The 26,091-nt window shown below is 31.3% G+C and carries 28 protein-coding genes, 1 pseudogene and 2 riboswitches; of the genes and pseudogenes, 14 read left to right on the top strand and 15 right to left on the bottom strand.

Features of this window, described 5'->3' with window-relative positions:
* The first annotated feature begins 89 nt into the window (after positions 1–89).
* Positions 90–1,043, top strand: a complete 954-nt coding sequence (locus ACXQH5_RS09685; protein ID WP_000526539.1) for a TIGR01212 family radical SAM protein — start codon at positions 90–92, stop codon at positions 1,041–1,043.
* Positions 1,040–1,603: a class I SAM-dependent methyltransferase gene (locus ACXQH5_RS09680; RefSeq protein WP_000764429.1), complete on the top strand. Its 564-nt coding sequence runs from the start codon at positions 1,040–1,042 to the stop codon at positions 1,601–1,603. Before ACXQH5_RS09685 ends, ACXQH5_RS09680 begins: the two co-directional genes overlap by 4 nt.
* A gap of 119 nt (positions 1,604–1,722) precedes the next feature.
* Here the strand turns inward: ACXQH5_RS09680 and ACXQH5_RS09675 are convergent, their stop codons facing one another.
* From ACXQH5_RS09675 to ACXQH5_RS09665, 3 genes are all read right to left on the bottom strand, one after another.
* The gene (locus ACXQH5_RS09675; RefSeq protein WP_000757543.1) at positions 1,723–2,124 is read right to left on the bottom strand and encodes a transcriptional regulator, SarA/Rot family; all 402 of its coding nucleotides are present in this window, start codon (positions 2,122–2,124) and stop codon (positions 1,723–1,725) included.
* A 571-nt stretch (positions 2,125–2,695) separates the two neighbouring features.
* On the bottom strand, positions 2,696–3,523 hold the full coding sequence (locus tag ACXQH5_RS09670; RefSeq protein ID WP_000266100.1) for an alpha/beta fold hydrolase: 828 nt from the start codon (positions 3,521–3,523) through the stop codon (positions 2,696–2,698).
* A 2-nt stretch (positions 3,524–3,525) separates the two neighbouring features.
* Positions 3,526–3,645, bottom strand: coding sequence for a hypothetical protein (locus ACXQH5_RS09665; protein WP_014937042.1), 120 nt, complete (start codon positions 3,643–3,645; stop codon positions 3,526–3,528).
* 111 nt (positions 3,646–3,756) lie between these two features.
* Here ACXQH5_RS09665 and ACXQH5_RS09660 point away from each other — a divergent pair, with 111 nt between their 5' ends.
* Positions 3,757–4,758 (top strand): proline dehydrogenase family protein, encoded by a 1,002-nt coding sequence (locus ACXQH5_RS09660; RefSeq protein ID WP_234720440.1) that lies wholly within the window; start codon positions 3,757–3,759, stop codon positions 4,756–4,758.
* Positions 4,759–4,879: 121 nt separating this feature from the next.
* Here ACXQH5_RS09660 and ribH read toward each other — a convergent pair whose 3' ends face one another.
* The 5 genes from ribH to ACXQH5_RS09635 form a co-directional block, all read right to left on the bottom strand.
* On the bottom strand, positions 4,880–5,344 hold the full coding sequence (ribH, locus tag ACXQH5_RS09655) for a 6,7-dimethyl-8-ribityllumazine synthase (protein ID WP_001008551.1): 465 nt from the start codon (positions 5,342–5,344) through the stop codon (positions 4,880–4,882).
* A gap of 12 nt (positions 5,345–5,356) precedes the next feature.
* Positions 5,357–6,538, bottom strand: coding sequence for a bifunctional 3,4-dihydroxy-2-butanone-4-phosphate synthase/GTP cyclohydrolase II (locus ACXQH5_RS09650; RefSeq protein WP_001159028.1), 1,182 nt, complete (start codon positions 6,536–6,538; stop codon positions 5,357–5,359).
* A gap of 10 nt (positions 6,539–6,548) precedes the next feature.
* A complete protein-coding gene (locus ACXQH5_RS09645) occupies positions 6,549–7,181 on the bottom strand; it encodes a riboflavin synthase (RefSeq protein ID WP_000493883.1) in 633 nt (210 codons plus the stop codon).
* Between the two features lie 6 nt (positions 7,182–7,187).
* A complete protein-coding gene (gene ribD / locus ACXQH5_RS09640; protein WP_000077340.1) occupies positions 7,188–8,231 on the bottom strand; it encodes a bifunctional diaminohydroxyphosphoribosylaminopyrimidine deaminase/5-amino-6-(5-phosphoribosylamino)uracil reductase RibD in 1,044 nt (347 codons plus the stop codon).
* A 126-nt stretch (positions 8,232–8,357) separates the two neighbouring features.
* A riboswitch (FMN riboswitch) is annotated at positions 8,358–8,493 on the bottom strand.
* Positions 8,494–8,711: 218 nt separating this feature from the next.
* Entirely contained in the window at positions 8,712–10,214 is a 1,503-nt protein-coding gene (locus ACXQH5_RS09635; RefSeq protein ID WP_001261664.1) for an FAD/NAD(P)-binding protein, read from the bottom strand.
* Positions 10,215–10,735: 521 nt separating this feature from the next.
* Between ACXQH5_RS09635 and ACXQH5_RS09630 the strand changes: the two genes are divergently transcribed.
* The 3 genes from ACXQH5_RS09630 to arsC are packed head-to-tail and all read left to right on the top strand — an operon-like array spanning position 10,736 to position 12,752.
* Positions 10,736–11,050, top strand: a complete 315-nt coding sequence (locus tag ACXQH5_RS09630) for an ArsR/SmtB family transcription factor (protein ID WP_057504483.1) — start codon at positions 10,736–10,738, stop codon at positions 11,048–11,050.
* Positions 11,050–12,342, top strand: coding sequence for an arsenite efflux transporter membrane subunit ArsB (arsB, locus tag ACXQH5_RS09625; protein ID WP_000989100.1), 1,293 nt, complete (start codon positions 11,050–11,052; stop codon positions 12,340–12,342). Before ACXQH5_RS09630 ends, arsB begins: the two co-directional genes overlap by 1 nt.
* Positions 12,343–12,359: 17 nt before the next feature.
* The gene (arsC, locus tag ACXQH5_RS09620; RefSeq protein ID WP_000163239.1) at positions 12,360–12,752 is read left to right on the top strand and encodes an arsenate reductase (thioredoxin); all 393 of its coding nucleotides are present in this window, start codon (positions 12,360–12,362) and stop codon (positions 12,750–12,752) included.
* A 404-nt stretch (positions 12,753–13,156) separates the two neighbouring features.
* Here arsC and ACXQH5_RS09615 read toward each other — a convergent pair whose 3' ends face one another.
* Together ACXQH5_RS09615 and ACXQH5_RS09610 are read right to left on the bottom strand one after the other, a co-directional pair.
* Positions 13,157–14,011, bottom strand: coding sequence for an N-acetylglucosaminidase (locus tag ACXQH5_RS09615; RefSeq protein ID WP_001032836.1), 855 nt, complete (start codon positions 14,009–14,011; stop codon positions 13,157–13,159).
* A gap of 275 nt (positions 14,012–14,286) precedes the next feature.
* Positions 14,287–14,511, bottom strand: a complete 225-nt coding sequence (locus ACXQH5_RS09610; RefSeq protein WP_000384172.1) for a hypothetical protein — start codon at positions 14,509–14,511, stop codon at positions 14,287–14,289.
* A 198-nt stretch (positions 14,512–14,709) separates the two neighbouring features.
* Between ACXQH5_RS09610 and sigS the strand changes: the two are divergent.
* Together sigS and ACXQH5_RS09600 are read left to right on the top strand one after the other, a co-directional pair.
* Positions 14,710–15,176, top strand: a pseudogene (gene sigS, locus ACXQH5_RS09605) (RNA polymerase sigma factor SigS).
* Positions 15,177–15,288: 112 nt separating this feature from the next.
* On the top strand, positions 15,289–15,732 hold the full coding sequence (locus ACXQH5_RS09600) for a competence protein ComK (protein ID WP_001153740.1): 444 nt from the start codon (positions 15,289–15,291) through the stop codon (positions 15,730–15,732).
* Here the strand turns inward: ACXQH5_RS09600 and ACXQH5_RS09595 are convergent.
* Positions 15,719–16,162, bottom strand: a complete 444-nt coding sequence (locus ACXQH5_RS09595; RefSeq protein ID WP_001030470.1) for a hypothetical protein — start codon at positions 16,160–16,162, stop codon at positions 15,719–15,721. The two genes, ACXQH5_RS09600 and ACXQH5_RS09595, sit on opposite strands and share 14 nt — an antisense overlap.
* A 297-nt stretch (positions 16,163–16,459) precedes the next feature.
* Between ACXQH5_RS09595 and sdpA the strand changes: the two genes are divergently transcribed.
* Both sdpA and ACXQH5_RS09585 read left to right on the top strand, forming a co-directional pair.
* The gene (sdpA, locus tag ACXQH5_RS09590; RefSeq protein WP_025175276.1) at positions 16,460–17,095 is read left to right on the top strand and encodes a CPBP family intramembrane glutamic endopeptidase SdpA; all 636 of its coding nucleotides are present in this window, start codon (positions 16,460–16,462) and stop codon (positions 17,093–17,095) included.
* 166 nt (positions 17,096–17,261) lie between these two features.
* Complete coding sequence (locus ACXQH5_RS09585; protein WP_000492902.1) at positions 17,262–17,882, top strand: CPBP family intramembrane glutamic endopeptidase; 621 nt, start codon at positions 17,262–17,264, stop codon at positions 17,880–17,882.
* Between the two features lie 468 nt (positions 17,883–18,350).
* Here ACXQH5_RS09585 and ACXQH5_RS09580 read toward each other — a convergent pair whose 3' ends face one another.
* Complete coding sequence (locus tag ACXQH5_RS09580) at positions 18,351–19,064, bottom strand: transaldolase (protein ID WP_001096492.1); 714 nt, start codon at positions 19,062–19,064, stop codon at positions 18,351–18,353.
* Between the two features lie 257 nt (positions 19,065–19,321).
* Here ACXQH5_RS09580 and ACXQH5_RS09575 point away from each other — a divergent pair, with 257 nt between their 5' ends.
* The 3 genes from ACXQH5_RS09575 (at position 19,322) to ACXQH5_RS09565 (ending at position 20,595) form a co-directional block, all read left to right on the top strand.
* Positions 19,322–19,624: a hypothetical protein gene (locus ACXQH5_RS09575; protein ID WP_000091445.1), complete on the top strand. Its 303-nt coding sequence runs from the start codon at positions 19,322–19,324 to the stop codon at positions 19,622–19,624.
* Between the two features lie 255 nt (positions 19,625–19,879).
* Positions 19,880–20,245: a fluoride efflux transporter CrcB gene (crcB, locus tag ACXQH5_RS09570; RefSeq protein ID WP_001200550.1), complete on the top strand. Its 366-nt coding sequence runs from the start codon at positions 19,880–19,882 to the stop codon at positions 20,243–20,245.
* Positions 20,242–20,595: a fluoride efflux transporter FluC gene (locus tag ACXQH5_RS09565; RefSeq protein ID WP_000623471.1), complete on the top strand. Its 354-nt coding sequence runs from the start codon at positions 20,242–20,244 to the stop codon at positions 20,593–20,595. Before crcB ends, ACXQH5_RS09565 begins: the two co-directional genes overlap by 4 nt.
* A gap of 249 nt (positions 20,596–20,844) precedes the next feature.
* Here the strand turns inward: ACXQH5_RS09565 and ACXQH5_RS09560 are convergent, their stop codons facing one another.
* The 3 genes from ACXQH5_RS09560 to metK form a co-directional block, all read right to left on the bottom strand.
* Positions 20,845–21,678: an aldo/keto reductase gene (locus ACXQH5_RS09560; RefSeq protein ID WP_000453310.1), complete on the bottom strand. Its 834-nt coding sequence runs from the start codon at positions 21,676–21,678 to the stop codon at positions 20,845–20,847.
* A 211-nt stretch (positions 21,679–21,889) separates the two neighbouring features.
* Positions 21,890–22,798: a nuclease-related domain-containing protein gene (locus ACXQH5_RS09555; RefSeq protein WP_000366163.1), complete on the bottom strand. Its 909-nt coding sequence runs from the start codon at positions 22,796–22,798 to the stop codon at positions 21,890–21,892.
* A gap of 124 nt (positions 22,799–22,922) precedes the next feature.
* Complete coding sequence (metK, locus tag ACXQH5_RS09550) at positions 22,923–24,116, bottom strand: methionine adenosyltransferase (protein ID WP_000933822.1); 1,194 nt, start codon at positions 24,114–24,116, stop codon at positions 22,923–22,925.
* Between the two features lie 105 nt (positions 24,117–24,221).
* A riboswitch (SAM riboswitch) is annotated at positions 24,222–24,333 on the bottom strand.
* Positions 24,334–24,487: 154 nt separating this feature from the next.
* Between metK and pckA the strand changes: the two genes are divergently transcribed.
* Positions 24,488–26,080, top strand: a complete 1,593-nt coding sequence (gene pckA, locus ACXQH5_RS09545) for a phosphoenolpyruvate carboxykinase (ATP) (protein WP_000109912.1) — start codon at positions 24,488–24,490, stop codon at positions 26,078–26,080.
* Positions 26,081–26,091 lie beyond the last annotated feature (11 nt).

Raw genomic sequence — 26,091 nt, 5'->3', positions numbered from 1 at the left:
TTTTTGTCAAACTATAATAAACACTATAACATTAAAATATGTTAAAATCTGTACTTAGAACTCTTTTTTTATAGAAAGGAAAATGACATATGGGCAATCATTTCCAATACGCTTTTGAAAACAAACGTTATCACACATGGAATTACCATTTAAAAAATAAATTTGGACAAAAAATATTTAAAGTTGCATTGGATGGCGGGTTTGACTGTCCTAACCGCGATGGCACTGTAGCACATGGTGGATGTACATTTTGTTCTGCTGCAGGTAGCGGAGACTTTGCAGGTAATCGTGCAGATTCAATCGCAGTACAATTTAAAGAAATTAAGGAAAAGATGCATGAGAAATGGCACGAAGGAAAATATATTGCTTATTTTCAGGCATTTACAAATACACATGCACCAGTTGAAGTATTAAAAGAAAAATTCGAACCTGTACTTAAAGAACCGGGTGTTGTGGGATTATCTATTGGTACGCGTCCTGACTGTCTACCAGACGATGTTGTCGAATATTTAGCAGATTTGAATCAACGAACATACTTATGGGTTGAATTAGGACTACAAACAATCCATCAATCAACATCTGATTTAATCAATCGTGCCCATGATATGAAAACTTATTATGATGGTGTGGCAAAATTACGTAAGCATAATATCAATGTATGTACACACATCATTAATGGCTTACCTGGCGAAGACTATGACATGATGATGGCTACTGCCAAAGAAGTTGCACAAATGGATGTACAAGGTATTAAAATTCATTTACTTCATTTGTTAAAAGGTACACCGATGGTAAAACAATACGATAAAGGTTTATTAACTTTTATGACTCAAGAAGAATACACAAACCTAGTTGTGGATCAATTAGAAGTGATTCCCCCTGAAATGATCGTTCACCGAATTACCGGTGATGGTCCAATAGATATCATGGTCGGTCCAATGTGGAGTGTTAATAAATGGGAAGTATTAAATGGCATCGATGCTGAATTAGCACGTAGAAATTCTTATCAAGGGTTGCGTTACAAGTCTAAGGTGAAGCAATGAAATTAGAACGTATACTCCCTTTTTCAAAAACACTTATTAAACAACACATAACATCAGAAAGTATTGTTGTAGACGCGACTTGCGGTAACGGCAATGACACTTTATTTTTAGCCGAACAAGTACCAGAAGGACATGTTTATGGTTTCGACATTCAAGATTTAGCTTTGGAAAATACACGTGATAAAGTTAAGGATTTCAATCATGTTTCTTTAATAAAAGATGGACATGAAAATATTGAACATCATATAAATGATGCACATAAAGGTCATATTGATGCAGCCATCTTTAACCTAGGTTATTTGCCTAAAGGTGATAAATCTATCGTGACAAAGCCTGACACGACAATCCAAGCTATTAATTCATTGCTATCATTAATGTCAATTGAAGGAATTATCGTACTTGTTATATATCATGGTCATAGCGAAGGACAAATTGAGAAGCATGCATTGCTTGATTACTTGAGTACTTTGGATCAAAAGCATGCGCAAGTTTTGCAATATCAATTTTTAAACCAACGTAATCATGCTCCATTCATTTGTGCCATAGAAAAAATTTCTTAAGCATTTGCTGCGCTATACTATTTATAATTTAGGATTGAGTAGTCAACATTTGAAAAATTAATACCAACAACAAAAAGAGGTTTTCAACTTAATGAAAACCTCTTTTTATGCTATTAAACTTACACAGCAATAATTGCGTTTAAACTATTTTGCATTGCTGTTGCTCTACTTGCAATCGCATCACTGATGAAATTCAACAATTCTACTTTCTCTTGTTGTAACTTTTCATTGAAATGAATAATAACTGTTCTTTCATCGTCAACAGGACGCTCTTTGTAAATCCATTCTAATTCAACTAAATTATTATACGTTCTAGTACGCTTATACGGTTTGACTTCAACAAATCTGTCCATTTCTTTAAGCGTCATAGAACCTTTTTGCCATAAAGTTAGTAAAATTAAAATTTCTTCTCTAGACATTTTGTACTCGCTTTCAATCTCACTGAAAATTGAGTTAATGTCACCCAAAAGTGTTTCTAATTGCAAAATCCCAAATACAGTATCGTTATTTACTTTTTTCATGCTAAACATCTCCCAATTAATGATCACATATTTAGCCACCATACAAGTATTAACAAACATCCCAACAATCCCAAAACTTGTATGTGCTAACTTATGCTTAAAACTACAAGTGTAAATAAACTTGCTTTCTATTCAATTGTCAAAGTTGAATAAAATTAAATAAGTATAAAAACCAATAATCAATAGAGTTAATATTTAGAAATAAGATAATAGTACATAAAACAAATCACTCTATTACATATTAATTTTATAATTTATATACAAAGAAAATATATCAATATTACCATTAAATTGCAACAATTCTACATATATTTCTTCAAAAAAGATACGCATTGAATTTTTATTACATATAACTCTCATGAAAATTGATTAAACTAAATTAATTAGTTAGCCTTAAATTTAACAAATTAAATCAAACCGAATGAGGCTAAATTGGTTATTTTTCAAGATATGATTTGTATAAATCAAAACATTTCTTACAAATCAAATGTGTATAAAATGTGATATACATTCTCAACCTTAAAAAAGTTAAAAAAAAGATGAGCATCTACTGTCTCATCTTCTTAGAATATTAAATTTCTACAATTTCGTCATCTTCAACAATAAAGCCCATTGTATTGACGCTGTTATTTAAGAAAGTCAGAATATAACGCATTACTTCATCGCGTTCTGGCTCATTGTGAACCTCGTGGTAAAAACCTTGCCAAGCTTTAAAATATAATTCAGGTGTTTGATATTTTTCTTTAAACTCATCAATTGCCCTAGTATCAACAATTAAATCCTTCGTTCCATACATTAATAGTGTTGGCATTGGTTGAATGTCATGAATATGAGCCATCGTATCTTTCATCGTCTCATTAATTGTATTATACCAATGATACGTTGCTTTTTTTAACATTAAACCATCGTTAACTGTTTCTTCAACAATTTCTAAATTACGTGTTAAATCTTTTGGTTCTACACCAACATTAAAACGTGTGTCTTTTGATATTTTACCTATATTTGAAACAAGTTTATCTTTACGATTTTTTCCATTCTTTCGAAGTTCTAGCATAGGAGAAATTAACATCATCCCCTCGATTGGCAATTCTACTTTTTCAAGTAAATTTAATAAAATCAAACCGCCAAGTCCTACCCCTAATACATAAGTAGGAATTTTATATTCATTAGCTATCTTTAACCAGTCTAGCAAACTTTCGTGATACGTTTGAAAGTTTTCAATTTGTCCTTTATTAGCTCTTGAAGTTTGACCTTGACCAGGCAAATCTCCCATAATCACATGATAGCCATTTCTTCTTAACATCGTAATAACATATGCATATCTTCCCGTATGTTCTAATATATTATGAGCAATAACAACGACGCCTTTCGCATCATTTTCAGCTTCCCACTTCCACATTATTATACTGCCCCTTTTTCATTAATCTTCAATAACATAATTATAGCAAATTCACTATGTAGATTTCTATTTATAGTATTATTGTTGTCCATATTATTATATACAAATGAAATCAACATCAATAATAGTGTAATTATACATAATTATTTTTGATTGTTTTTGATGAAAACGCTTTCTCGAATATTTTTTTCATGCTAAACTTATTGTAAACACAAGGGTTTGGAGGAGTAGCAATGGCACTATTAAAGAATTTTTTTATCGGATTATCTAATAATATTTTTTTAAACAACGCAGCAAAAAAAGTGGGCCCACGTTTGGGTGCCAATAAAGTCGTTGCCGGAAATACAATTCCAGAGTTAATTAATACAATCGAATACTTAAATGACAAGAATATCGCTGTTACGGTAGACAATTTAGGGGAATTTGTCGGTACAGTTGAAGAAAGTAATCATGCTAAAGAACAAATTTTAACAATTATGGACGCCCTTCATCAACATGGCGTAAAGGCACATATGTCTGTTAAATTGAGTCAGTTAGGTGCAGAATTCGACTTAGAATTAGCTTACCAAAATTTAAGAGAGATTTTACTTAAAGCAAATACTTACAACAATATGCATATAAATATTGATACTGAAAAATATTCTAGCCTGCAACAAATTGTTCAAGTTTTAGATCGATTAAAAGGCGAATTTAGAAATGTTGGTACTGTAATTCAAGCATATTTATACGATAGCCATGAATTAGTTGATAAGTACCAAGATTTACGATTACGTTTGGTTAAAGGTGCATATAAAGAAAACGAATCAATTGCATTTCAATCTAAGGAAGATGTAGATGCAAATTACATCAAAATAATTGAACAACGTTTGTTAAACGCACGCAATTTCACTTCAATTGCAACACATGACCATCGCATCATTAATCATGTAAAACAATTTATGAAAGAAAATCACATTGAAAAAGATCGTATGGAATTCCAAATGCTCTATGGTTTTAGATCAGAGTTAGCAGAAGAAATTGCAAATGAAGGCTATAATTTTACTATTTATGTACCTTATGGCGATGATTGGTTTGCGTATTTTATGAGAAGATTAGCAGAACGCCCACAAAACCTATCTCTCGCTGTAAAAGAATTTGTGAAGCCTGCTGGATTAAAACGTGTTGGCATAATTGCAGCTTTAGGAGGTACAGTTATGTTAGGTTTAAGTACAATTAAAAAATTATACCGTAAATAGAGCATGGCATAAACAATAATTTAGGAGTCTGGAACAATAATCAATGTTCTAGGCTCCTAAATGTTATATTGGCAGTTCTGAATCATTTATAAATCTTTGATTATGAACTCTCAACAGCGCTCTATGCTTTTATAGATTTTAATAAATTAGCCATTTCAATTGCACTTACTGCTGCTTCGGCACCTTTATTGCCAGCTTTCGTACCTGCTCTTTCCACAGCTTGTTCAATACTTTCAGTCGTTAAAATACCAAATATGACTGGTACATTAGTTTGATCATTTACTTTAGAAACACCTTTCGCGACTTCATTACAAACATAATCATAATGAGACGTAGCACCGCGAATTACGCATCCTAATGTAATTACTGCATCATAATTTCCTGATGAGGCTAATTTTTTAGCTACTAAAGGGATTTCAAACGCACCCGGAACAAATGCTACATCAATATTGTCTTCATTAACATCATGTCGAATCAAAGTATCTTTTGCACCTTCAAGTAATCTTCCAGTGATAAAATCATTAAATCGACTAACTACGATTGCAACTTTTAAATCTTTTCCAATTAATTTACCTTCAAAATTCATATTAAAGTCCTCCTATATTAAATGACCCATTTTTATTTTTTTCGTTTCCATATAATCATGATTATGTACCGTTTCTGGTACGATAACTTCAATTCTTTCTGCAATATCAATGCCATATTGTTTTAATCCCTCAAATTTACTTGGATTATTACTTAATAAATTGATATGTTCGATGTTAAAATATTTTAAAATCTGTGCAGCAATATGATAATCTCGCAAATCTTCATCAAAACCTAATGCTAAATTTGCAGTTACTGTATCATATCCTTGCTCAATTAATTCATATGCGCGTAATTTGTTTAACAATCCTATGCCACGACCTTCTTGAGGTAGATAAATAATCATGCCGCCATGTTTATTGATATACTTCATAGACGATTCTAGTTGAGCACCACAATCACAACGTTGACTATGGAAAATATCGCCTGTAAGGCACGCAGAATGTAAGCGTACATTTTCATGTTGTCGAATTGCACCTTTTGTCAGTACAACTATCTCTTCATCTGTGTAAGTCGCTTTAAAACCATACATATCAAATGTTCCGAAATCTGTAGGCATTTTCACTTTTGCCTTAAATTCAATTTCTGGTTCTAATTTTTTACGATATTCAATTAAATCATCAATCGTAATCATCTTTAATTGATGTTTTTCTTTAAACTTTTGTAAATCTTGTCCTTTCGCCATCGTGCCGTCATCGTTCATAATCTCACAAATGACACCAGCGGGCTTGGCACCAGTAAGTTTAGCTAAATCAACAGCCGCTTCTGTGTGTCCATTTCTAGCTAATACGCCTTTATCTTGTGCTACTAATGGAAATAAATGACCAGGACGATTAAAATCAAATGCCTCGCTACTAGGATCAATGAGCTTTTTGGCAGTCAATGTACGTTCATAAGCGCTAATTCCTGTTGTTGTATCTACATGATCAATACTCACTGTAAATTGCGTACCAAAGATGTCGGAGTTATCATCAACCATTTGTACCAAATCCAAACGTTGTGCAATATCTTTAGACACTGGTGCGCATATTAATCCCCTTGCTTCTTTCGCCATAAAATTAATGGTATTATCGTCCATCCATTCAGTGACCGCTACTAAATCACCTTCATTTTCACGATTCTCATCATCTACTACAATAATTGTTTCTCCATTTTTTAAAGCCATTAAAGCACTGTCAATATTATCGAATTGCATGCTACCCCTCCTAAAAACCAAATGCTCTTAATTTATCTACAGATAATTGGTCTTTATCTTTATTTAAAATATTTTCAACATATTTAAACAAAACGTCTGTTTCTAAATGTACTTTATCTCCTAATTTTTTGGATGATAAAATCGTTGAACGCCTCGTTTCTGGAATAAGATGAATGTCAAAACTGTTATCATGTTTGTCAAATACCGTTAGACTTACACCATCCACAGTAATAGACCCTTGCTTAACTAACTGATTATTAATATGTTGGCTACATTGAATCGTAATAATTTTGGCATTGGCTGTTTCATTTATTTTTGAAACTGTTCCTAGTTCATCTACATGACCGAGGACAAAATGTCCACCAAACCTACCGTTACCACTCATGGCACGCTCTAAATTTACTTCTGATTGTCGCTTAACATCTGCTAAATAGGTTTTATTTTCAGTGCCTTTAATTACTTGAACAGTAAAAGATGTCGGATCAAAATCAATCACTGTTAAACATGCACCATTAACACTGATGGAATCACCAATATGCATATCTGCCGTAATCTTATGTGCTTCGATTTCAATCGTCCTGACTGATTGACGAATTTGAACACTTTTAACGACACCTATTTCTTCAACGATGCCAGTAAACATGCATCATCACTTCTTTCGTAAAGTTAATTTAACATTTTGATTTAATAACTCGGAATGAACAATTTCAAATTGGTTCGCATCTGGTATCTCAATCACATCATTTGTTTGATAAAATTGATAATTTCCAGATCCACCAATTAATTTCGGGGCATAATAGAGAATAAATTCATCTATATAATTAGATTGGAGAAATTCTGAAGTAGTGGTTGGACCTGCCTCGATTAGCAAAGTTCCAACTCCTCTTTTATATAAATTGTGAAGAATTGTTGTTAAATCACAAGACTTCAAGTAAATAATTTCAATATGTGTTTGATTGGTTGTTAAATTTGGATTTTCTGTATATATCCAAATTGGTGTTGATTCATCTTGATAAATTTGCTGGTTAAAATGAATATTCCCAGACTTAGACAATATTACTTTTATAGGGTTTTTTCCATCTTGAATACGTGTAGTATATTGTGGATCATCTAATTCAACTGTACGTCTTCCAGTTAACACTGCGTCGTGTCGATGTCTTAACTTATAGACATCTTGTTTAACCTCTTTGTTAGTAATCCATTGACTTTGTCCATTATCATTCGCTTGTTTACCATCTAAACTTGCAGATACTTTCACTGTAATTTGTGGCAGTTGCTTTGCTTTTGCTTTAAAAAAGTCTTGGTATAATTGTGATGCACGTTCATCATCAACGCATTCAACCTCAATACCGTGATCCCGTAACGTATCATCACCATGTGTATCTAACGAATTGTCTTTTGTTGCGTAAACTACTTTAGCTATCTTACAATCAATTATTTTGTTAACACAGGGTGGTGTTGAACCAAAATGACTACATGGCTCTAACGTAATATAAATCGTCGCACCTTCAGCATTTTGTTGTGCCATATCAAGTGCTTGAACCTCCGCATGCTTGTCACCTTTTCTCAAGTGTGCACCAATACCAACAATCCTACCTTCTTTAACTACAACAGCGCCAACGGGTGGATTAACACCTGTTTGACCTTGTACCATATTTGCAAGTTGAATCGCATAATCCATAAATTGACTCAAATGATCACCTCTATAAACAAAAATCCTCACATCATGAATTAAGATGCAAGGAGAAAAATTTATCGTTAAATAAGCCTATTTGTACACATTTTTACAAATACGCTACATTATCTTTGTCGATAATTAACATTCTTTCTCCCATCCAGACTTTAACTGTCGGCTCTAGAATCTCACTAGATCAGCCACTAATATGAAACATATTAGCAGGTCGCAGGCTTTATTTACTGCCGGTTGGGAATTTCACCCTGCCCCGAAAGAATTATATATGAAATTGTTATAGATTATTTGAGTACGTAGTATGTCAACTACATTTAAAATGATACTATATGTTTTCTGAAAAAACAATTAATGACGGTTTTAATTTAATATAATCTGAGTACTATAGGCATCTCATTGATATGATTCTTACTAACAGACATTAAAAGCAAACCTTCAATTCGTCTCTATAGAGCGTTCTCTTTATTATCTTCTAGTTACAAATTATTGATTGTCACTGTGCTGTTGTTGCTCATTCGATTCTAAAGCATCATATAATTGAGATACTGTATGCGCAACTTGTTCTACTATCATTTTCACACCATTTCGTAGTTTATTAACACCGTTTGTCATTTGACCTATTGCAATCATATTTGTTAATGTTCCAAACCTTGGACTAATAACTTGATTGGTTTCAGGTATGATTTGTATGCCTCCCATTGGATGTGCTTGTACAATTTGTCTATTTTCAAGATTTTTAATTAATTGATCATCTTGATCCAATTCATTTAAATGACTTTTTGCACCTGTCGCGTTAATGACAACATTATATATGTCTACTGATTCTTGGTTTTTGTATGAAAAATAATACAACTTGCCATCATGTTTCACATCTTCTAAATCTTTTTTCAAAATTAAAGACTTATTTTCTATTAATTCAATAATTAGTTCAGCAGTTCTTGGAGGCATTGGATTTGAATTTAATTGAATCATCTTTGAGTATTTTTGATTAAATTGATGTTGGTCTTCAATACTTAAGCTATTCCATATCCAATTTAAATTCTCTTTCAAATGTTCAATCATACTTTGGAAAATGCCCATTTCTGTTGGACGCGCTAAATCATACTTCAAATCTGCAATATGATTTCCTGTACGTCTATGTACTAATTTTTTAAAATCAATGTCATATTCAGCACATTCTTTTAAAAATAAAGAAACTAAAGTATCAAGCGGTGCATTGCCGAAATGATGTTTTTTAATGTCATTTAATTTGTCTTTAGTTAAGTACTTGAATGTCACGTCTATCATTGTACCTCTTACACTTGGTAAATGAGCAGAACGACTCGTCATAGTAATTGGTAATTTCGGATGATGAGCAGCAACATAACGAACAACATCTAAACTGGCAAGGCCTGTACCAATAATCGCAATATCGTCCAGTTCATTTACTTCGTCTAACGTATTATATGTTGGATAAGGCGTAGCAATATATCCTTTTTTACCCTTTAAGTTATATGGATCATGGTAGGCAAATGTACCACATGTTAAAAATACATAATCGTACGCTTGCCATGATTTTTCTGAATTTGTAGTACATATGTAATAAGTTAAATTCGTTTCATCAATATTAGAATTTGTATAAATCTCTTGAACTTTATTGTAATTAGTTGATATATTTGGATATTTTTTTGTGAACATAGATAAATAAGATTTCATATAATGTCCGAATACAAATCTCGGTAAATATGCAGGTTCATCAAAATTAAAATCAGTTTGTTGTTTATACCACTTCCAAAATTCAGTCTCATCATCTAAATTTAAACTCATCTTTTTCGAAGGCATATTAATTAGCAGCTCAGAACTATCATTTTGAAATGGTACGCCCTGTCCCATATTTACTTTATCATCGTATAAATCTATATCTAATTGATTAAATTTCGGGTGCTTAACTAACTCTCTCAATACACTTACACCAGCAGTTCCCATGCCTATTATTGCTACACGCATATATCATCCATCCTTTTGTAATTCAAAATATTATATTTAAACTATTACCTAAAATTATAGCAATTTGGTATTTTTAATAAAATTTATTAAGGCAAGCTATTATTTCACTTTCACAACCATTAAACCATTTAAAACTTTTCATTTAATATCAAATCTAGTGTTTGTGTTAAAATATTTATACCGAGGTGAATTAAATTGAAATTTATAGCAAAGATATTAATCTCATTAGTAATTCTATTTATGATTTTTAGTCGTAAAAACAAAGCTTCTTAATCAATACCCTTGATTACAAAATAAATTCAACTAAGGTTATTGGCCATACACTCAGAATATGGCTAATCACCTTTTTCAATGCAAAACAAAGAGTATATTTTGCAAAATCAATATCTATATTTATCTTTAATACCCTTTTAATACTAAAACCAAATTTAGATTACATAGTCATATCGTATAATATACCAGAGAAACATAGACATTCATCTATATAGATGATACTCTATTTAACGTCTAGGAGGTATGTTATGACGTATAAAGAACTAGCAACATATTTAAAAGTTTTATCAGATTCAAGCAGATTAGAAATACTAGATTTACTTTCTTGTGGAGAGTTATGCGCTTGTGATTTGTTAGAACATTTTCAATTCTCTCAACCTACACTTAGCTATCATATGAAAGCATTAGTAAAAACCAACTTAGTTACGACACGAAAAATCGGAAATAAACATTTATACCAGCTTAATCATGATCTTTTTGAGTCCGTAATTCATAACTTGTCTAAGGTTCATACCTCTAACCAACGATGTATTTGTCATAACCTTAAGACTAGTGAATGCTAATGATGACAACTTTAGCAATACTCATTTTTCTAGTTACTTTAATATTTGTATTATGGCAACCTAAAGGCCTAGATATTGGCATTACCGCATTAACTGGAGCCTTTATTGCTGTTATTACTGGTGTTGTAAGTTTTTCCGATGTTTTCGAAGTAACAAGTATTGTATGGAATGCTACTTTTACTTTTGTCTCAGTCATTCTTATTTCATTAATATTAGATAAAGTTGGATTATTCGAATGGTCAGCTATTCACATGCTTCATGCTTCAAAAGGCAATGGTTTAAAAATGTTCGTTTATATCATATTATTAGGTGCCATTGTTGCTGCATTTTTCGCAAATGATGGCGCAGCGTTAATCTTAACGCCTATTGTATTAGCGATGGTTAAAAATATTGGATTTAATAAGCGCGCAATATTTCCATTTATTATTGCAAGTGGTTTTATTGCTGATACAACGTCTTTACCTTTAATTGTAAGTAATCTAGTGAATATTATATCTGCCGATTATTTTCATGTAGGATTCGTTCGATATTTTAGTAGAATGTTTATACCTAATTTATTCTCACTTTTAGCAAGTATTATAGTATTGTGGTTATATTTTAGAAAAGCTATACCTAAAACGTTTGATGATAATAATATAAAACGTCCTAAAGATGCTATTAATGATTTAAAGCTATTTAAAATTTCATGGATTGTGCTAGTTATATTACTTTTCGGCTATCTAATCAGTGAATTCACTAAAATTCCGGTATCAATTTTCACTGGAATCATTGCTTTTATATTTCTAATGTTGGCTCGTAAATCAAATGCTGTAAATATTAAGGAAGTCATTAAGGGCGCACCTTGGAATATAGTATTATTTTCAATTGGTATGTATATCGTCGTATTCGGCTTAAGAAATGCTGGCATTACTTTAATATTGGCTAAAATATTAGAATATATTTCCAATTACGGTCTATTTAGCACCATTTTGGGAATGGGCTTCATTTCAGCATTTTTATCATCAATAATGAATAATATGCCTACAGTTTTAATAGATGCGATTGCTATTGGTCAATCAAATGTCCATGGCATGTTAAAAGAAGGCCTAATTTATGCGAATGTTATCGGTTCTGATTTAGGTCCAAAAATTACACCGATAGGCTCTTTAGCTACATTACTGTGGTTACACGTCTTAACACAAAAAGATGTTAAGATTTCTTGGGGCACATACTTTAAAACTGGTATCATCATTACAATTCCAGTACTATTTATAACCCTTTTAGGATTGTATCTAACACTTATCATATTTTAATTAATTAGGAGATTGTTATGACTAAAAAAACAATTTATTTTATATGTACAGGCAACTCATGTCGAAGTCAAATGGCTGAAGGTTGGGCTAAACAAATCTTAGCGGAAGATTGGAATGTATATTCTGCTGGTATCGAAACACACGGTGTTAATCCCAAAGCGATAGAAGCTATGAAAGAAGTAGGCATTGATATATCAAATCATACATCAGATTTAATCGATAATAATATTATTAAAAATTCAAATTTAGTTGTTACATTATGTAGTGATGCAGACGTAAATTGCCCTTCTTTACCAACAAATGTTAAAAAGGAACATTGGGGATTTGATGATCCTGCAGGCAAACCATGGTCAGAGTTCCAACGTGTGAGAGATGAAATTAAAATCGCAATTGAAAATTTCAAATCATGATGAGAGTGGGACAGAAATGATAAAAAACACTAATGATTTATTATGCAGTGGCTCTTTATCATTAGCTATAACTAATGTGTACTTAAAAATAGGAATACATGAGTAAAACTCATGCATAAGAAATACTAATTTCTAAAGAAAAAATAATTCTTTATCGATGTCCTCCGCCAACTTGCATTGCCTGTAGAAATTGGTGTTCCAATTTCTCTATGTTGAGACCCCGCCAACTTGCACATTATTGTATGCTGACTTTTTGTCAGCTTCTATGTTGGGGCCCCGCTTGCATTGGCGGAATTATCAATCAATATCTTTATTTAATATAAAAAGACACTTTCTATCAAAACAAGATAGAAAGTGTCTTTTTAGTATGTCCGAGTCAAAAAATCAACTCGTAGCTTATCAAATTACTTATTCAAATGTTTACTGTCATCTTTATACACAAAGTATTTGAAGTATTTTCCTTCAGTCTTCATGTTCTTATAAAAGTCAGCGATAATTGTTGCATTACTTTCTGCCCACTTAATATCTGTAGCATATTGATGTTCTCCTGGATTTTTTGGATTCCATCTCATACTATACAATGTATTTTGATCTGTGCTTGATAAGAAGTGCTTATGAATGAAATCAGCACCGCCTGAAATAGCTTTTTCAGGTGTATCCCAACCATGCTTTTTAGCATATTCTGCACCTGTTTTAATTGGGTCTTTATCAAGGGCTCCTACTCCATAGAAATTGTAGTATTTTTTGCCATCAATTTCGACTCCATTAGCTAATTCACTTTTAACTGCGCCGGTTTCTAATAATGCATGTGAAATTAAATAAACTTCGTTAACGTGCTTGTCTTTAGCAGCTTTTAAGAAATCATCCGTATGTTTCAATAACATTGGTCTATCGACTAACATGCGTTTAATTCTGTTTTTATCAATTCCTTGGTACTTTGATAAATCTAAAAATTGATATTTTTGCTTTTTATTATCAATAAATGTACCGCTATCCATTGCACTTTTAATTTCTGTTGCAGATGCATCTCTCCATGCATCATTCTTTTTATTTGATACCTGTTGACTCGTATAATTATTTATTTGTTTCTTTGCTGCATCGTTTAATGTAACATTTAACTTTTCAATCTTAATGTCTGATTTAACATGTTTGAAAAATATCTGATCGGATATCATTGAGAAAAATAAAAATGAGACAACAGCAAATATGACAACAAGTCCTATTATTCCAAAAATAGAACCTTTCTTGTGTTTATTCATATCCACACCTCTTAGGTCATTGTTGTTATACATTCAGTTTGACTACGATAATAAAGTTTAACATTATTAAAACCGTTTAACAATTTTATCTATGCATTGTTACATATTCATAAATAAACAGTAATGTAAATGAAACGTTTTAAACGATTTATCAACATTACTTTACGTTGATCTACGAATCATAAATGTTTTATCTTCTTGTATAACCTTTGAAAACCTTTATATCAATAATCTTATTATTCATGTATTAAAAAACAAAAAATTCTCTTGTTCGTTTACTTAGTTCCTTTTTTATAATCCATCATAATAAAACTTGCTGCATTTGATCTATTTTTATAATAGTACTGATTTAAATCAATCGTACCTTCAATTTGACCATCACGATACATCATTTCATTAGTGAAGTTATTTATCATCACGAAATCAGCGCGATCTCTAATAACATCTAAATCGTCGTTTCGTGCAAAAAAATGTTCTAAATTTAAATGTGCGTAATCCATTGTTACCTCCCGATTACAAATTTTGTTCTATCTACTATTTAGCAAAGTAATAATACATCATATCACATTAAATTAATTACTTATGTCTTATATTTAACACTTAATTTAGCGATTACGCAAATGTATGATTTTTCTAAATATTTTATTCTAACTTTATCCGGAAATATTTGTTATACGTATAACTTGGAGAATGACTACTTGAAATTTAATGACGTATACAACAAACACCACAAAATCATACACCATCTTTTAAAAAAATATAATATTAGCTATAATTATGATGAGTATTATCAACTACTCTTGATAAAAATGTGGCAATTGAGTCAGATATATAAACCCTCAAGCAATCTTTATCCTCTTTTTTATTCACTCGATTAAATTTTTACCTTATCGATTTATTCAGACAACAAAATCAATTAAAAGATGTCATTTTATGTGAGAATAATTCACCAACATTAACTGAACAACCAACATACTTTAATGAACATGACCTTCGTTTACAAGATATCTTCAAGTTTTTAAATCATAGAGAAAGACTATGGCTCAAACTATACCTTGAAGGATACAAGCAATTTGAAATTGCTGAAATCATGTCATTATCGCTTTCAACGATTAAATTAATTAAGACGTCCGTTAAGCGTAAATGCCAACATAATTTTAATTAGTTTATTGTGAAATTTCGGTCGATGTGTTAAGGATGTTGAAACACTCTATCATCTTCATATAAATTTATTTTAACCATTAAATTAACAACTTATTATACAAGGAGTACTATATTTGCAAGACAATTCTACTAAATATCTACTTTATATCCAAACTGCTACTTCAAACCATCTCGAAACAAATTGTGTCTTTTTACATTGCGATTACATTCTTAAAGTTCCAATTAACAAACTCGTTTCATATTATGCGAAATTGCATTTATCATCACAAAGTGTGCTAATTGAGACTGCAAAAAACATACTAAATATTAATAAACTGGTTCCCATTTACATCAATGCAAAAACTATACTTTTTCCGTTAAAACATAAACGTGCACCGATACAAATTTATATCAATGCACATTATATTGTTGGTATGACTGCCATAGAGAATTCAACATTAATACATTTTCAAGAAGGCATTCAGCTAGAAGTTGATGAGCCATTTTCTCTAGTTTCAAAAAAATGTCATGAAAGTTTAGCTTTGAAGCACTTCATTGAAAATACTATTTCGAATTAAATTTAATTTCTAAAAGTTTCTTAGTAAAGTATGATGTCACAATTTTTATAAAATATATGCTAACAATCATTAATAAAATCGCTCCAATTATTGTTAAAATAACAACAGTTGTAGATAAATCTACCTTTGGATTAACGAAAAATTGTACGCCAGATAGACTTGTAATTAGCCCAAATAAAAACAAACCTAATAAAGCAACATAAGCAAACATCATCACTACTAATGTAACAAACATACTATAACTTTTTGTTTCTTTATTTCGAAATACATTTTGTCTTAAGTAAGCATTAGCAAAGGTAACAGGCTTATTTAAGTTAACGCTGTTATCATCAGATATAGAAGACAATCGTTGATCTAATGCTTGTTTCTCCTTCTTGTTCAAAAACCATAATTGCTTTTTAACTTTTTTATCAAATGATGCTTTATTCATAATTAAGGATTTCTCTCCTTTATAATATTGACGTAATTTTAAACATTAGCGTCAATTGAAAGTGTATTTTATATATTTTACAGAAATATATGTATCAAATCTACAAAAATCCATATTACAATTTCATTTATGGTGATTTGACGCTAAAATACAGTCTGCTAATTTTTTCAAACTAATGCTTTTTAGGTAAGTACAATGATAAATTTTAATCGTTTAAATGTTTCATATATAATGAATCTAGCCATAATCATATTGCCTTCAAAATTAATCTTAAAAAATGAAAAGAAAGGATTTAGCATGCAAAAATTCAAAGACTTTTTTTACGATGATTTATCGGTTACACGAGGAAATTATTTTTTAACTTTAATGGCAGCATTTTTTATTACTATCATTCTGTTTATCGGCATAGGTGCCAGTGAAGTACATTTGCTTTATGGTATGCTGATTGTATTAGTAGGTTTAATTCTATTGAGGCTATTCAAAATCAATTTATTCTCTTTTAAAAAATTAACATTGTCTCAAGTTATTTATATTATAGGCGGTGCACTATTAATTTATGGATTAGATAATCTTTATTTATATTTTCATGACGTACCGGCAAATGAACAACAATTAGAGCAAGAAATACGAAATACACCATTCTATATTTCTATTTTCACTGTTACCATCATCCCCGCTATTGTGGAAGAAATTGTTTTTCGCGGTATGATAATAAGGGTTATCTTCAGAAAACACTTGTTTTTAGGGTTAATTGTGTCTAGTTTAGTTTTTGCATCATTACACGAATCTGACACTTGGATTGGTTATTTACCTTACTTATATTCTGGTTTGATTTTTGGCCTAATTTATATAAAAACAAAACGATTAGAAGTTGTAATATTCATGCACTTCTTAAATAACTTGTTAGCTCTGCTCTTTATAATATGGAGATAATACTAGTTGATATAATACACAATAATTTTCCCTCAACATGTTATTCACAAAACTATATGCAATACAATTTAATAATATACAATCTTTTAAAACAATAAAAAACCTTGTATAATTAGCTTAATTTTCATAAAAATTAAACATCATACTTTATTTTAGGAGAATTAATATGTTTTCGAGGAATAACAATATTTTTGTTGATGATTTGTCTGTAACAAAGGACAATTATTTAATTGCAGTTTTAAAAATGTTAGTCATTTTTTTAGTTATTAATTATGGAACAGACGTCAGTTATGACCATGAGTATATTGGGCTATTCATTATATTACTAGGTGTTGTATTTCTTAAAGTTTTAAATATCAATTTATTATCTTTCAAAAAATTAAAATTCACTCATATGCTTTATATTATATTTGGATTTTTGTTGATGTATGGACTAGATAATTTATATGATATGTTTGCACCACCTACATTAAATGAAACGTTGATAGATGAAGAGTTTGAAGATGTACCTTATCACTTGGCTCTGATTAGTATTGCCATTATTCCACCTATCACGGAAGAAATTATCTGTCGTGGATTGATTATACGAGTTTTATTTAGAAATCATCTTTTTTTAGGACTAATTGTATCAAGCATATTCTTCGCACTAATACATGAATCTGATACACTGATTGGTTATCTACCGTATTTTTATTCAGGTTTAATTTTTGGCTATACTTACTTAAAAACAAAACGTTTAGAGGTACCGATTTTAATACATTTTATCAATAACCTCTTAGCCATTTAACAATAAAATCATTAATTATTTTGATATTTACATGATGACACCAAAGCTTTTACAAAGTATTAATAGGTGCCTTTCCAAATGTTATTGCATATTTACATTCTGCAATTATATAAAGGTAACAAAGCATATTAAGTTTAGCTATGAAAAAATCTATGACGATAGAATTTTTCATAGCTATTTTTTATAGTTATTGAGCCTATCCCAGACCCTCTACACTGTTATATTGCCAGTCATTGACCGAACGAAAATGCCCTTATTATAAGCTATTTCAATTCTAGTCGGGGCCCCAACACATAGAATTTCGAAAAGAAATTCTACAAACAATGAGAGTTGGATGAGGACCTCAACATAGAGAAATTGAATCCCAAATTTCTACAGACAATGAAATACATATTAATTCAATATTGACTCGAACATGAAAAACCCCCATAAGCACAATGCCTATGAGGGTTTAAATATATTTATATATTATAGAATAGAAAGACCTGAAGATTGAATATCTTTCGCAAAGCCTTTAACTGTATCTACTGATAATTCGTTAATATCGCGACCTAAGTTTGTATTCACTTTTTTCACAACATCTGCTGGGCATGTAATAATATCTGCACCAATTTCATCAGCTTGAATCACATTGAATAATTCGCGGCAACTTGCCCATAATAATTTAACGCCGTCTTTACTATGCGAAACTTTTACAGCCTCTTTCATTAATGGTAATGGATCTACACCTGTATCTGCAATACGTCCTGCAAATACTGAAACATATGTTGGCACACCTTCAGTTACTGCTTCAGTTATTTCTTTAACTTGTTCAATTGTATAAACAGCCGTAACGTTTAATCTCACATTGTCAGCTGAAAGTTTTTTAATTAAAGGAATCGTTGATTCACCTTTTGTATTTACAATAGGAATTTTAACAAATACATTTTCGCCATATTGTTTTAAAATTGCTGCTTCTTTTTCCATAGTTTCTAAATCGTCTGCAAATACTTCAAATGAAATTGAAGCATCTGGAATTTCTTTCACAGCTTCTTCAGCAAAAGCTTTGTAATCTGTTACGCCCGCTTTCGCCATTAAACTAGGATTTGTTGTAAAACCATCCACTTGTTTGTTTTTATAAGCTGCTTTCATTTCTTCAATATCTGCACCGTCCGCAAATACTTCTACATTTAGTTTAGCCATATAATATAGCCTCCTTGATTCTTATTAAAATTTTAACAACATCTGCATGTCTTTTTCTTACAACCATTTGTAAAAAATGATTTTTATTTCTTTGTTATATAAAACATTTATATCACGCTTTTATAATATATAGCTAATTTTTTGCCTATATTTTTAAAAATGACTTTAGCAACATTGTGTCAACAAGGTAATTAAACTATTGTTTTATGATTGTTTATGATACGATATGTAAATGATAACCATCCAGGAGGTCTAGCATGTCTCGTTCAAAAAAATACTTTTACTTATCTAGCTTAATGATTATTTTAAGCTTTTTCTTTAATACAAATAACGTTTTCCTAAGTGGACTTTTTAATTCTTTTATTAAATTAATACTTTTCTGCAGTGTTATTAACTCAATTGTATTAATTTTATCTATAATTTTTGCAGATCGTTCAATTAAATCACTAAAGCCTGATGCAGATTGGATTAGAATTGCGAGTAAAAGTTTGCCTTGGATTATTCTAATCGTTATTTTAGTACATATCTTTTCAATTGTTCGTACATTCGGTTTTATTTAAAAAAGATAAAATGTCAATGTAGCCTTAATACAAAACAATACAATGTTTCATGCCATAATAAGTAAATCAATTTGATGACGTTGTTGCGTATAAAAAATATTAGATTTTCGAAATCATAACTATGCATCTAATCGCTATAGTTATACAACAAGATATAACATATAATGAGGTTTGATAATGCATCGACAATTTTTGTCGTCGCGTTGCCAAAACCTCTTTTTTAAATTCAAACTACTTCTTTTCGAGGTGAACCAAATGCAATATGTATATATTTTTATCGGTGGTGCTTTAGGCGCTTTATTACGTTACCTCATTTCTTTTCTGAATACTGACGGAGGTTTTCCAATCGGAACACTGGTAGCCAATTTGACTGGTGCCTTTGTAATGGGATTACTAACAGCCTTAACAATTGCATTTTTTTCAAACCATCCGACCCTAAAAAAAGCTATTACGACTGGTTTTCTTGGTGCTTTAACGACTTTTTCAACATTTCAATTAGAATTAATACATATGTTTGATCATCAACAATTTATAACTTTACTACTATATGCTATAACAAGTTATGTCTTTGGTATTTTGTTATGTTACGTCGGTATAAAACTAGGTGGTGGTTTATCATGATATCAATCATTTTAGTCATGATTGGCGGCGGTTTCGGTGCAATTGCTAGAAGTGCCATTACTGATTATTTTAATCATAAATTTACTTCAAAGTTACCTATCGCAACATTGATAGTAAATCTAGTTGGTAGTTTTTTAATTGGATTAACTATAGGCTTATCAATTTCAATCTCATGGTTCCCTGCGTTCTTTGTTACCGGTTTTTTAGGTGGCTTAACAACATTCTCAACGTTAGCCAAGGAACTTACACTAATGATGACGCCAAAATTTAATATTAACCTTTTTCTCAATTATTCACTTTTACAATTCATCATTGGATTTATAGCTTGTTATATTGGCTATCATATTTAAAAATAAAATGCTTCATTCAGTAAATAGGTAAATTACGACACCTTCCTGAACGAAGCATTTTTTAATTTTCATGCAAATTTTTTAGCACCATATAATGCCTATCAAAATAAAACAATCTTCGTTGCCGTTTAAATAATGTGAATGTCAATAAATTCTCCAAACTAGTCGAAAATAAAAACGTTAAGCAATATTGCTATTACCTAACGTTGACAATTCATCTAACCTTTTCATCAGTTGAGCGATTTTAATCTAGCCTTCAAAAGTTTTTGGATCAGGTCCAATTCTCTTATCTTGATTTAAACCATCAATTCGCTTCATTTGTTCATCTGATAATTCGAAATCAAATATTTGGAAGTTTTCAGAGATTCTGTTTGGTGTCACCGATTTAGGGATTGTAACCACACCATGTTGCACATTCCATCTTAAAACAACTTGGGCAGGTGACTTTCCTAATTCTTGAGCAATGTCTTTAATTGCCTCATCATTTAAAATTTGTGCATTCATCAATGGTGACCAAGATTCCATCACGATATGTTGTGCTGCCAAATATAATTTCAATTTATGTTGCGTTAAATATGGATGATATTCAACCTGATTAATTACAGGTTTAATTGACACTTGTGCCAATAAAGCTTCCAAATGTTCAGGTTCAAAATTGCTGACACCTATATTTTTAACTTTATTATTTTTATATAAATCTTCCATACCTTTCCATGTATCAACCATTACGGCTTCGTTCGTACCTGGCCAATGAACTAGATATAAATCTAAGTATTTTAAACCTAATCTAGATAAACTAGCTTCGTAGGCAGCTGCTACATTTTCACGACCAAAATCCTCAAAATATAATTTTGAAGTAATAAATAAGTCTTCTCTAGCAATACCAGTTGATTCCAATCCGGCACGAATGCCAGCACCTACTTGTTCTTCATTCCCATAAACTTTTGCGGTATCAATACTACGATATCCTTGTTCAATGGCATACTTAACACTTTCCATGCAATTTTCATCATTTTCCACACGAAATGTCCCTAAACCAATTTGTGGCATCGTGTTTCCATTATAAAATGTTTTAACCTCCATAAATATCGCCTCACCTTTTTGATGTATTATACCCTGTTATCATAACAAATCTGAGTTGAATACATGATAAAAAACACTTATAGCAATCAACCACTAAAATTATAGTAATATCTCTCAAATACTAATCAAAATGTAAAAGTAATTCTGTTTAATTTATGACAAACTAAAAAAGCCGAAGTAACAACATATAGTCATCACTTCAGCCTAACATTTAATTGAATGATTCAATTTTATCCATCATTTGTTGTAAGTCTTCCACGTTGTATTGAATACGACCATGGAATACAAATTTGTTAAAGAACTCGTCTAATTGTTCAGCACCGACAAGCACTTTGACAGCACTATTTTGATTATAATTTGAAATCGTTACATCGCCTTCATTTTTAGGATTAAAGTATAAAATTGAAGTCGGTGTATATTTAGCACCTAATTCTTTTTGTAAGTCTTCAGCCAATTGTTTAATCGCCTCAATTTGATCTGAATAATTTACAAATGATAATGAACGTTTGTCATCATTTTGATCCATCACAATAGTTTGCGGTCTAGATTTATCTAAATCCAATGTATCAAATACTTGTTCCATAGGTGGTAAATCTTTAAATTGACCGCCACTTATACCATTATAAACATGACCTTTTAACAATTGAGAATCAATGATATAAAGACCAGTTCTTGTTAATACTAAATGACTAATTCGTTCAATATTATTAAAGCCATCCTTTGGTAAAAAGATATTTGCCATAATGTGCATATCTTCTGGTCGAATTCGTTTTTCTTTAACTAATCTTTCACGAATACCAATTAATCTCATGTCCGTTACATATTCACTATGATTTTTCGAGAACAATTTTAATGCGTCAATCTCACGATCTTTTGTACTAACCATGTGATTATAATCTTCTTGTTGTTTTGTAATTGTCTTTTTATTTTGAATACGCTCTTTCTCTAAAGCTTCTTCATGAGACTTTTTAATGTTTTGTTCTTGTTGTTCATACTTTTCTTCTGTTTGTCGCTTAACTTTTTTCTTACTACCTAAGGCAACTAAGAAAAGGACAAAAAAGATTAATGCAATGACTACTGCAATAATGAGTCCAATGACTACCGGTGAAGATAAATCCATCACAACAACGCTCCTTTTTAATATATGAATAACTTTAATTATAATAGAAAAGCTAAAGATTTTCGATACATATTATCATTTATATACCGAAAATCTTTTATTTAGCTATATTCAATTCATTTTATTATTTTACTGCGTCTTTTAATTCTTCCACTTTGTCTAATTTTTCCCATGGGAATAAGACATCTGTACGTCCAAAATGACCATAAGCAGCAGTTTGTTTGTAAATCGGTTGTTTCAAATCAAGCATTTTAATAATACCTGCAGGTCTTAGGTCAAAGTGTTTTCTAACCGCTTCGACAAGTTGTCCTTCAGAAACTTTACCTGTTCCAAATGTATCAATTGCAATTGACACTGGTTCTGCAACACCAATCGCATATGCCAATTGTACTTCACATTGATCTGCTAAACCTGCTGCAACAATATTTTTAGCCACATAACGTGCAGCGTATGCAGCTGAACGGTCTACTTTTGTAGGGTCCTTACCACTGAAGCATCCGCCACCATGACGTGCATAGCCACCGTACGTATCAACAATGATTTTACGTCCTGTTAATCCTGCATCACCTTGAGGTCCACCGATTACAAAGCGTCCTGTAGGATTGATGTAGAATTTAGTTTGTTCATTAATCAAGTTTTCTGGAACAGTTGGATAAATGACATGAGCTTTGATGTCTTCTTGAATTTGTTCAAGTGTCACATCCTCAGCATGTTGTGTTGATACGACAATCGTATCAATACGTACAGGGTTATCATTTTCATCATATTCAACAGTGACCTGAACTTTACCGTCTGGTCGTAAATAATTTAACGTACCATCTTTACGCACATCAGATAAACGTTTTGCCAATTGATGTGATAAATAAATTGCTAGAGGCATGTACGTTTCTGTTTCATTCGTTGCGTAACCAAACATTAAACCTTGGTCACCTGCACCTGTTGCTTCAATTTCTTCTTCGCTATCTTTATCACGATACTCTAATGCTTTATCCACGCCTTGTGCAATGTCAGGTGATTGTTCATCAATCGCAGTTAAAATTGCCATTGTTTCATAATCATAACCATATTTTGCTCTTGTGTATCCAATTTCTTTGATTGTTTCTCTAACAACTTTCGGAATATCAACATATGTTGTTGTAGAAATTTCGCCGGCGATCAATGCCATACCTGTTGTAACAGTTGTTTCACAAGCTACACGTGCATTTGGGTCGTCTTTTAAAATAGCATCTAATATTGCATCTGACACTTGGTCAGCGATTTTATCTGGGTGTCCTTCTGTAACAGACTCTGAAGTAAATAATCGTTTGTTATTTAACATAGTTTGCTCCTTTAAATTTATATTACGAAAATTCTCTCTCTGTGAGCTAAATAAAAAAGACCTTCTAACTATTAATATAGAGAGAAGGCCTAATACGTCCATTCGCTCTTATCGTTCAGACCTATTTGTCTGCAAACGGTTTGGCACCTTTCTTTTATAAAAAAAGAGGTTGCTGGGTTTCATTGGGTCCATGTCCCTCCACCACTCAGGATAAGAGAATCCGTTAAAAATAATAGTACCTAATTAATGAATTAATGTCAATTTTTCACAAATAAATTTACAGTAAAATATTGTAGATTAATTATGTTAATGTGTTATACTAATTAAATGTAAAGGCTTACATTTAAATTATCGCTTTGGAGGGATTTAGGATGTCAGTAGACACATACACTGAAACAACTAAAATTGACAAATTACTGAAAAAACCAACGTCACATTTTCAACTTTCGACGACACAACTTTATAATAAAATCTTAGACAATAACGAAGGGGTATTAACAGAACTTGGTGCTGTTAATGCAAGTACTGGAAAATATACTGGTCGTTCGCCTAAAGACAAATTTTTTGTCTCTGAACCTTCATATAGAGATAACATTGATTGGGGAGAAATTAATCAACCTATCGATGAAGAAACTTTCTTGAAGTTATACCATAAAGTACTAGACTATTTAGATAAAAAAGATGAATTATACGTATTTAAAGGCTACGCTGGTAGCGATAAAGATACAATGTTAAAACTTACAGTCATCAATGAATTAGCATGGCATAATTTATTTGCTAAAAATATGTTTATTAGACCTGAATCAAAAGAAGAAGCTACAAAGATTAAACCTAACTTCACTATCGTTTCTGCCCCACATTTTAAAGCAGATCCAGAAGTTGATGGTACTAAATCTGAAACCTTTGTCATTATTTCATTTAAACACAAAGTCATTTTAATCGGCGGTACTGAATACGCTGGTGAAATGAAAAAAGGTATCTTCTCTGTAATGAATTATCTCTTACCGATGCAAGATATTATGAGCATGCATTGCTCAGCAAACGTTGGTGAAAAAGGCGATGTTGCATTATTCTTTGGTCTATCTGGCACAGGTAAAACAACCTTATCGGCTGACCCACACCGTAAACTAATCGGTGATGATGAACACGGCTGGAATAAAAACGGGGTCTTTAATATCGAAGGTGGCTGCTATGCAAAAGCAATTAATCTTTCCAAAGAAAAAGAACCACAGATTTTTGACGCAATCAAATATGGTGCAATCCTAGAAAACACGGTTGTTTCAGAAGATGGTTCAGTGGACTTTGAAGATAATCGTTATACAGAAAATACACGTGCGGCTTATCCAATTAATCACATTGACAATATTGTAGTACCATCAAAAGCAGCACATCCAAATACAATTATTTTCTTAACTGCGGATGCATTTGGTGTTATTCCACCGATTTCAAAGTTAAATAAAGACCAAGCAATGTATCATTTCTTGAGTGGTTTCACTTCTAAATTAGCTGGTACAGAGCGTGGTGTGACAGAACCTGAACCATCATTCTCAACATGTTTCGGCGCACCGTTCTTCCCGTTACACCCTACTGTTTACGCTGATTTATTAGGTGAACTTATCGATTTACATGATGTTGATGTTTATCTTGTTAATACTGGATGGACTGGCGGAAAATATGGTGTAGGACGTAGAATCAGCTTACATTACACACGTCAAATGGTAAACCAAGCGATTTCTGGTAAATTGAAAAATGCAGAATATACAAAAGATAGTACATTTGGTTTAAGCATTCCTGTAGAAATTGAAGATGTACCGAAAACAATTTTAAATCCAATTAATGCTTGGAGCGACAAAGAGAAATATAAAGCACAAGCAGAAGATTTAATTCAACGTTTTGAAAAGAACTTCGAAAAATTTGGTGAAAAAGTTGAACATATTGCTGAAAAAGGTAGCTTCAACAAATAAATTTGCATACT

This window comes from Staphylococcus sp. SA22 (assembly GCF_054165785.1).
Note: the sequence above shows the minus strand (reverse complement) of the source record. Positions and strands in the feature narration are given on the sequence as shown.

What these genes read in the sequence shown, in the direction of transcription:
- ACXQH5_RS09685 (WP_000526539.1), top strand. Translation starts at nt 90, where the DNA reads ATGGGCAATCATTTCCAATACGCTTTTGAAAACAAACGTTATCACACA.
- ACXQH5_RS09680 (WP_000764429.1), top strand. Translation starts at nt 1,040, where the DNA reads ATGAAATTAGAACGTATACTCCCTTTTTCAAAAACACTTATTAAACAA.
- ACXQH5_RS09675 (WP_000757543.1), bottom strand. Translation starts at nt 2,124, where the DNA reads ATGAAAAAAGTAAATAACGATACTGTATTTGGGATTTTGCAATTAGAA.
- ACXQH5_RS09670 (WP_000266100.1), bottom strand. Translation starts at nt 3,523, where the DNA reads ATGTGGAAGTGGGAAGCTGAAAATGATGCGAAAGGCGTCGTTGTTATT.
- ACXQH5_RS09660 (WP_234720440.1), top strand. Translation starts at nt 3,757, where the DNA reads ATGGCACTATTAAAGAATTTTTTTATCGGATTATCTAATAATATTTTT.
- ribH (WP_001008551.1), bottom strand. Translation starts at nt 5,344, where the DNA reads ATGAATTTTGAAGGTAAATTAATTGGAAAAGATTTAAAAGTTGCAATC.
- ACXQH5_RS09650 (WP_001159028.1), bottom strand. Translation starts at nt 6,538, where the DNA reads ATGCAATTCGATAATATTGACAGTGCTTTAATGGCTTTAAAAAATGGA.
- ACXQH5_RS09645 (WP_000493883.1), bottom strand. Translation starts at nt 7,181, where the DNA reads ATGTTTACTGGCATCGTTGAAGAAATAGGTGTCGTTAAAAGTGTTCAA.
- ACXQH5_RS09635 (WP_001261664.1), bottom strand. Translation starts at nt 10,214, where the DNA reads ATGCGTGTAGCAATAATAGGCATGGGAACTGCTGGTGTAAGTGTATTG.
- ACXQH5_RS09630 (WP_057504483.1), top strand. Translation starts at nt 10,736, where the DNA reads ATGACGTATAAAGAACTAGCAACATATTTAAAAGTTTTATCAGATTCA.
- arsB (WP_000989100.1), top strand. Translation starts at nt 11,050, where the DNA reads ATGATGACAACTTTAGCAATACTCATTTTTCTAGTTACTTTAATATTT.
- arsC (WP_000163239.1), top strand. Translation starts at nt 12,360, where the DNA reads ATGACTAAAAAAACAATTTATTTTATATGTACAGGCAACTCATGTCGA.
- ACXQH5_RS09615 (WP_001032836.1), bottom strand. Translation starts at nt 14,011, where the DNA reads ATGAATAAACACAAGAAAGGTTCTATTTTTGGAATAATAGGACTTGTT.
- ACXQH5_RS09610 (WP_000384172.1), bottom strand. Translation starts at nt 14,511, where the DNA reads ATGGATTACGCACATTTAAATTTAGAACATTTTTTTGCACGAAACGAC.
- ACXQH5_RS09595 (WP_001030470.1), bottom strand. Translation starts at nt 16,162, where the DNA reads ATGAATAAAGCATCATTTGATAAAAAAGTTAAAAAGCAATTATGGTTT.
- sdpA (WP_025175276.1), top strand. Translation starts at nt 16,460, where the DNA reads ATGCAAAAATTCAAAGACTTTTTTTACGATGATTTATCGGTTACACGA.
- ACXQH5_RS09585 (WP_000492902.1), top strand. Translation starts at nt 17,262, where the DNA reads ATGTTTTCGAGGAATAACAATATTTTTGTTGATGATTTGTCTGTAACA.
- ACXQH5_RS09580 (WP_001096492.1), bottom strand. Translation starts at nt 19,064, where the DNA reads ATGGCTAAACTAAATGTAGAAGTATTTGCGGACGGTGCAGATATTGAA.
- ACXQH5_RS09575 (WP_000091445.1), top strand. Translation starts at nt 19,322, where the DNA reads ATGTCTCGTTCAAAAAAATACTTTTACTTATCTAGCTTAATGATTATT.
- crcB (WP_001200550.1), top strand. Translation starts at nt 19,880, where the DNA reads ATGCAATATGTATATATTTTTATCGGTGGTGCTTTAGGCGCTTTATTA.
- ACXQH5_RS09565 (WP_000623471.1), top strand. Translation starts at nt 20,242, where the DNA reads ATGATATCAATCATTTTAGTCATGATTGGCGGCGGTTTCGGTGCAATT.
- ACXQH5_RS09560 (WP_000453310.1), bottom strand. Translation starts at nt 21,678, where the DNA reads ATGGAGGTTAAAACATTTTATAATGGAAACACGATGCCACAAATTGGT.
- ACXQH5_RS09555 (WP_000366163.1), bottom strand. Translation starts at nt 22,798, where the DNA reads ATGGATTTATCTTCACCGGTAGTCATTGGACTCATTATTGCAGTAGTC.
- metK (WP_000933822.1), bottom strand. Translation starts at nt 24,116, where the DNA reads ATGTTAAATAACAAACGATTATTTACTTCAGAGTCTGTTACAGAAGGA.
- pckA (WP_000109912.1), top strand. Translation starts at nt 24,488, where the DNA reads ATGTCAGTAGACACATACACTGAAACAACTAAAATTGACAAATTACTG.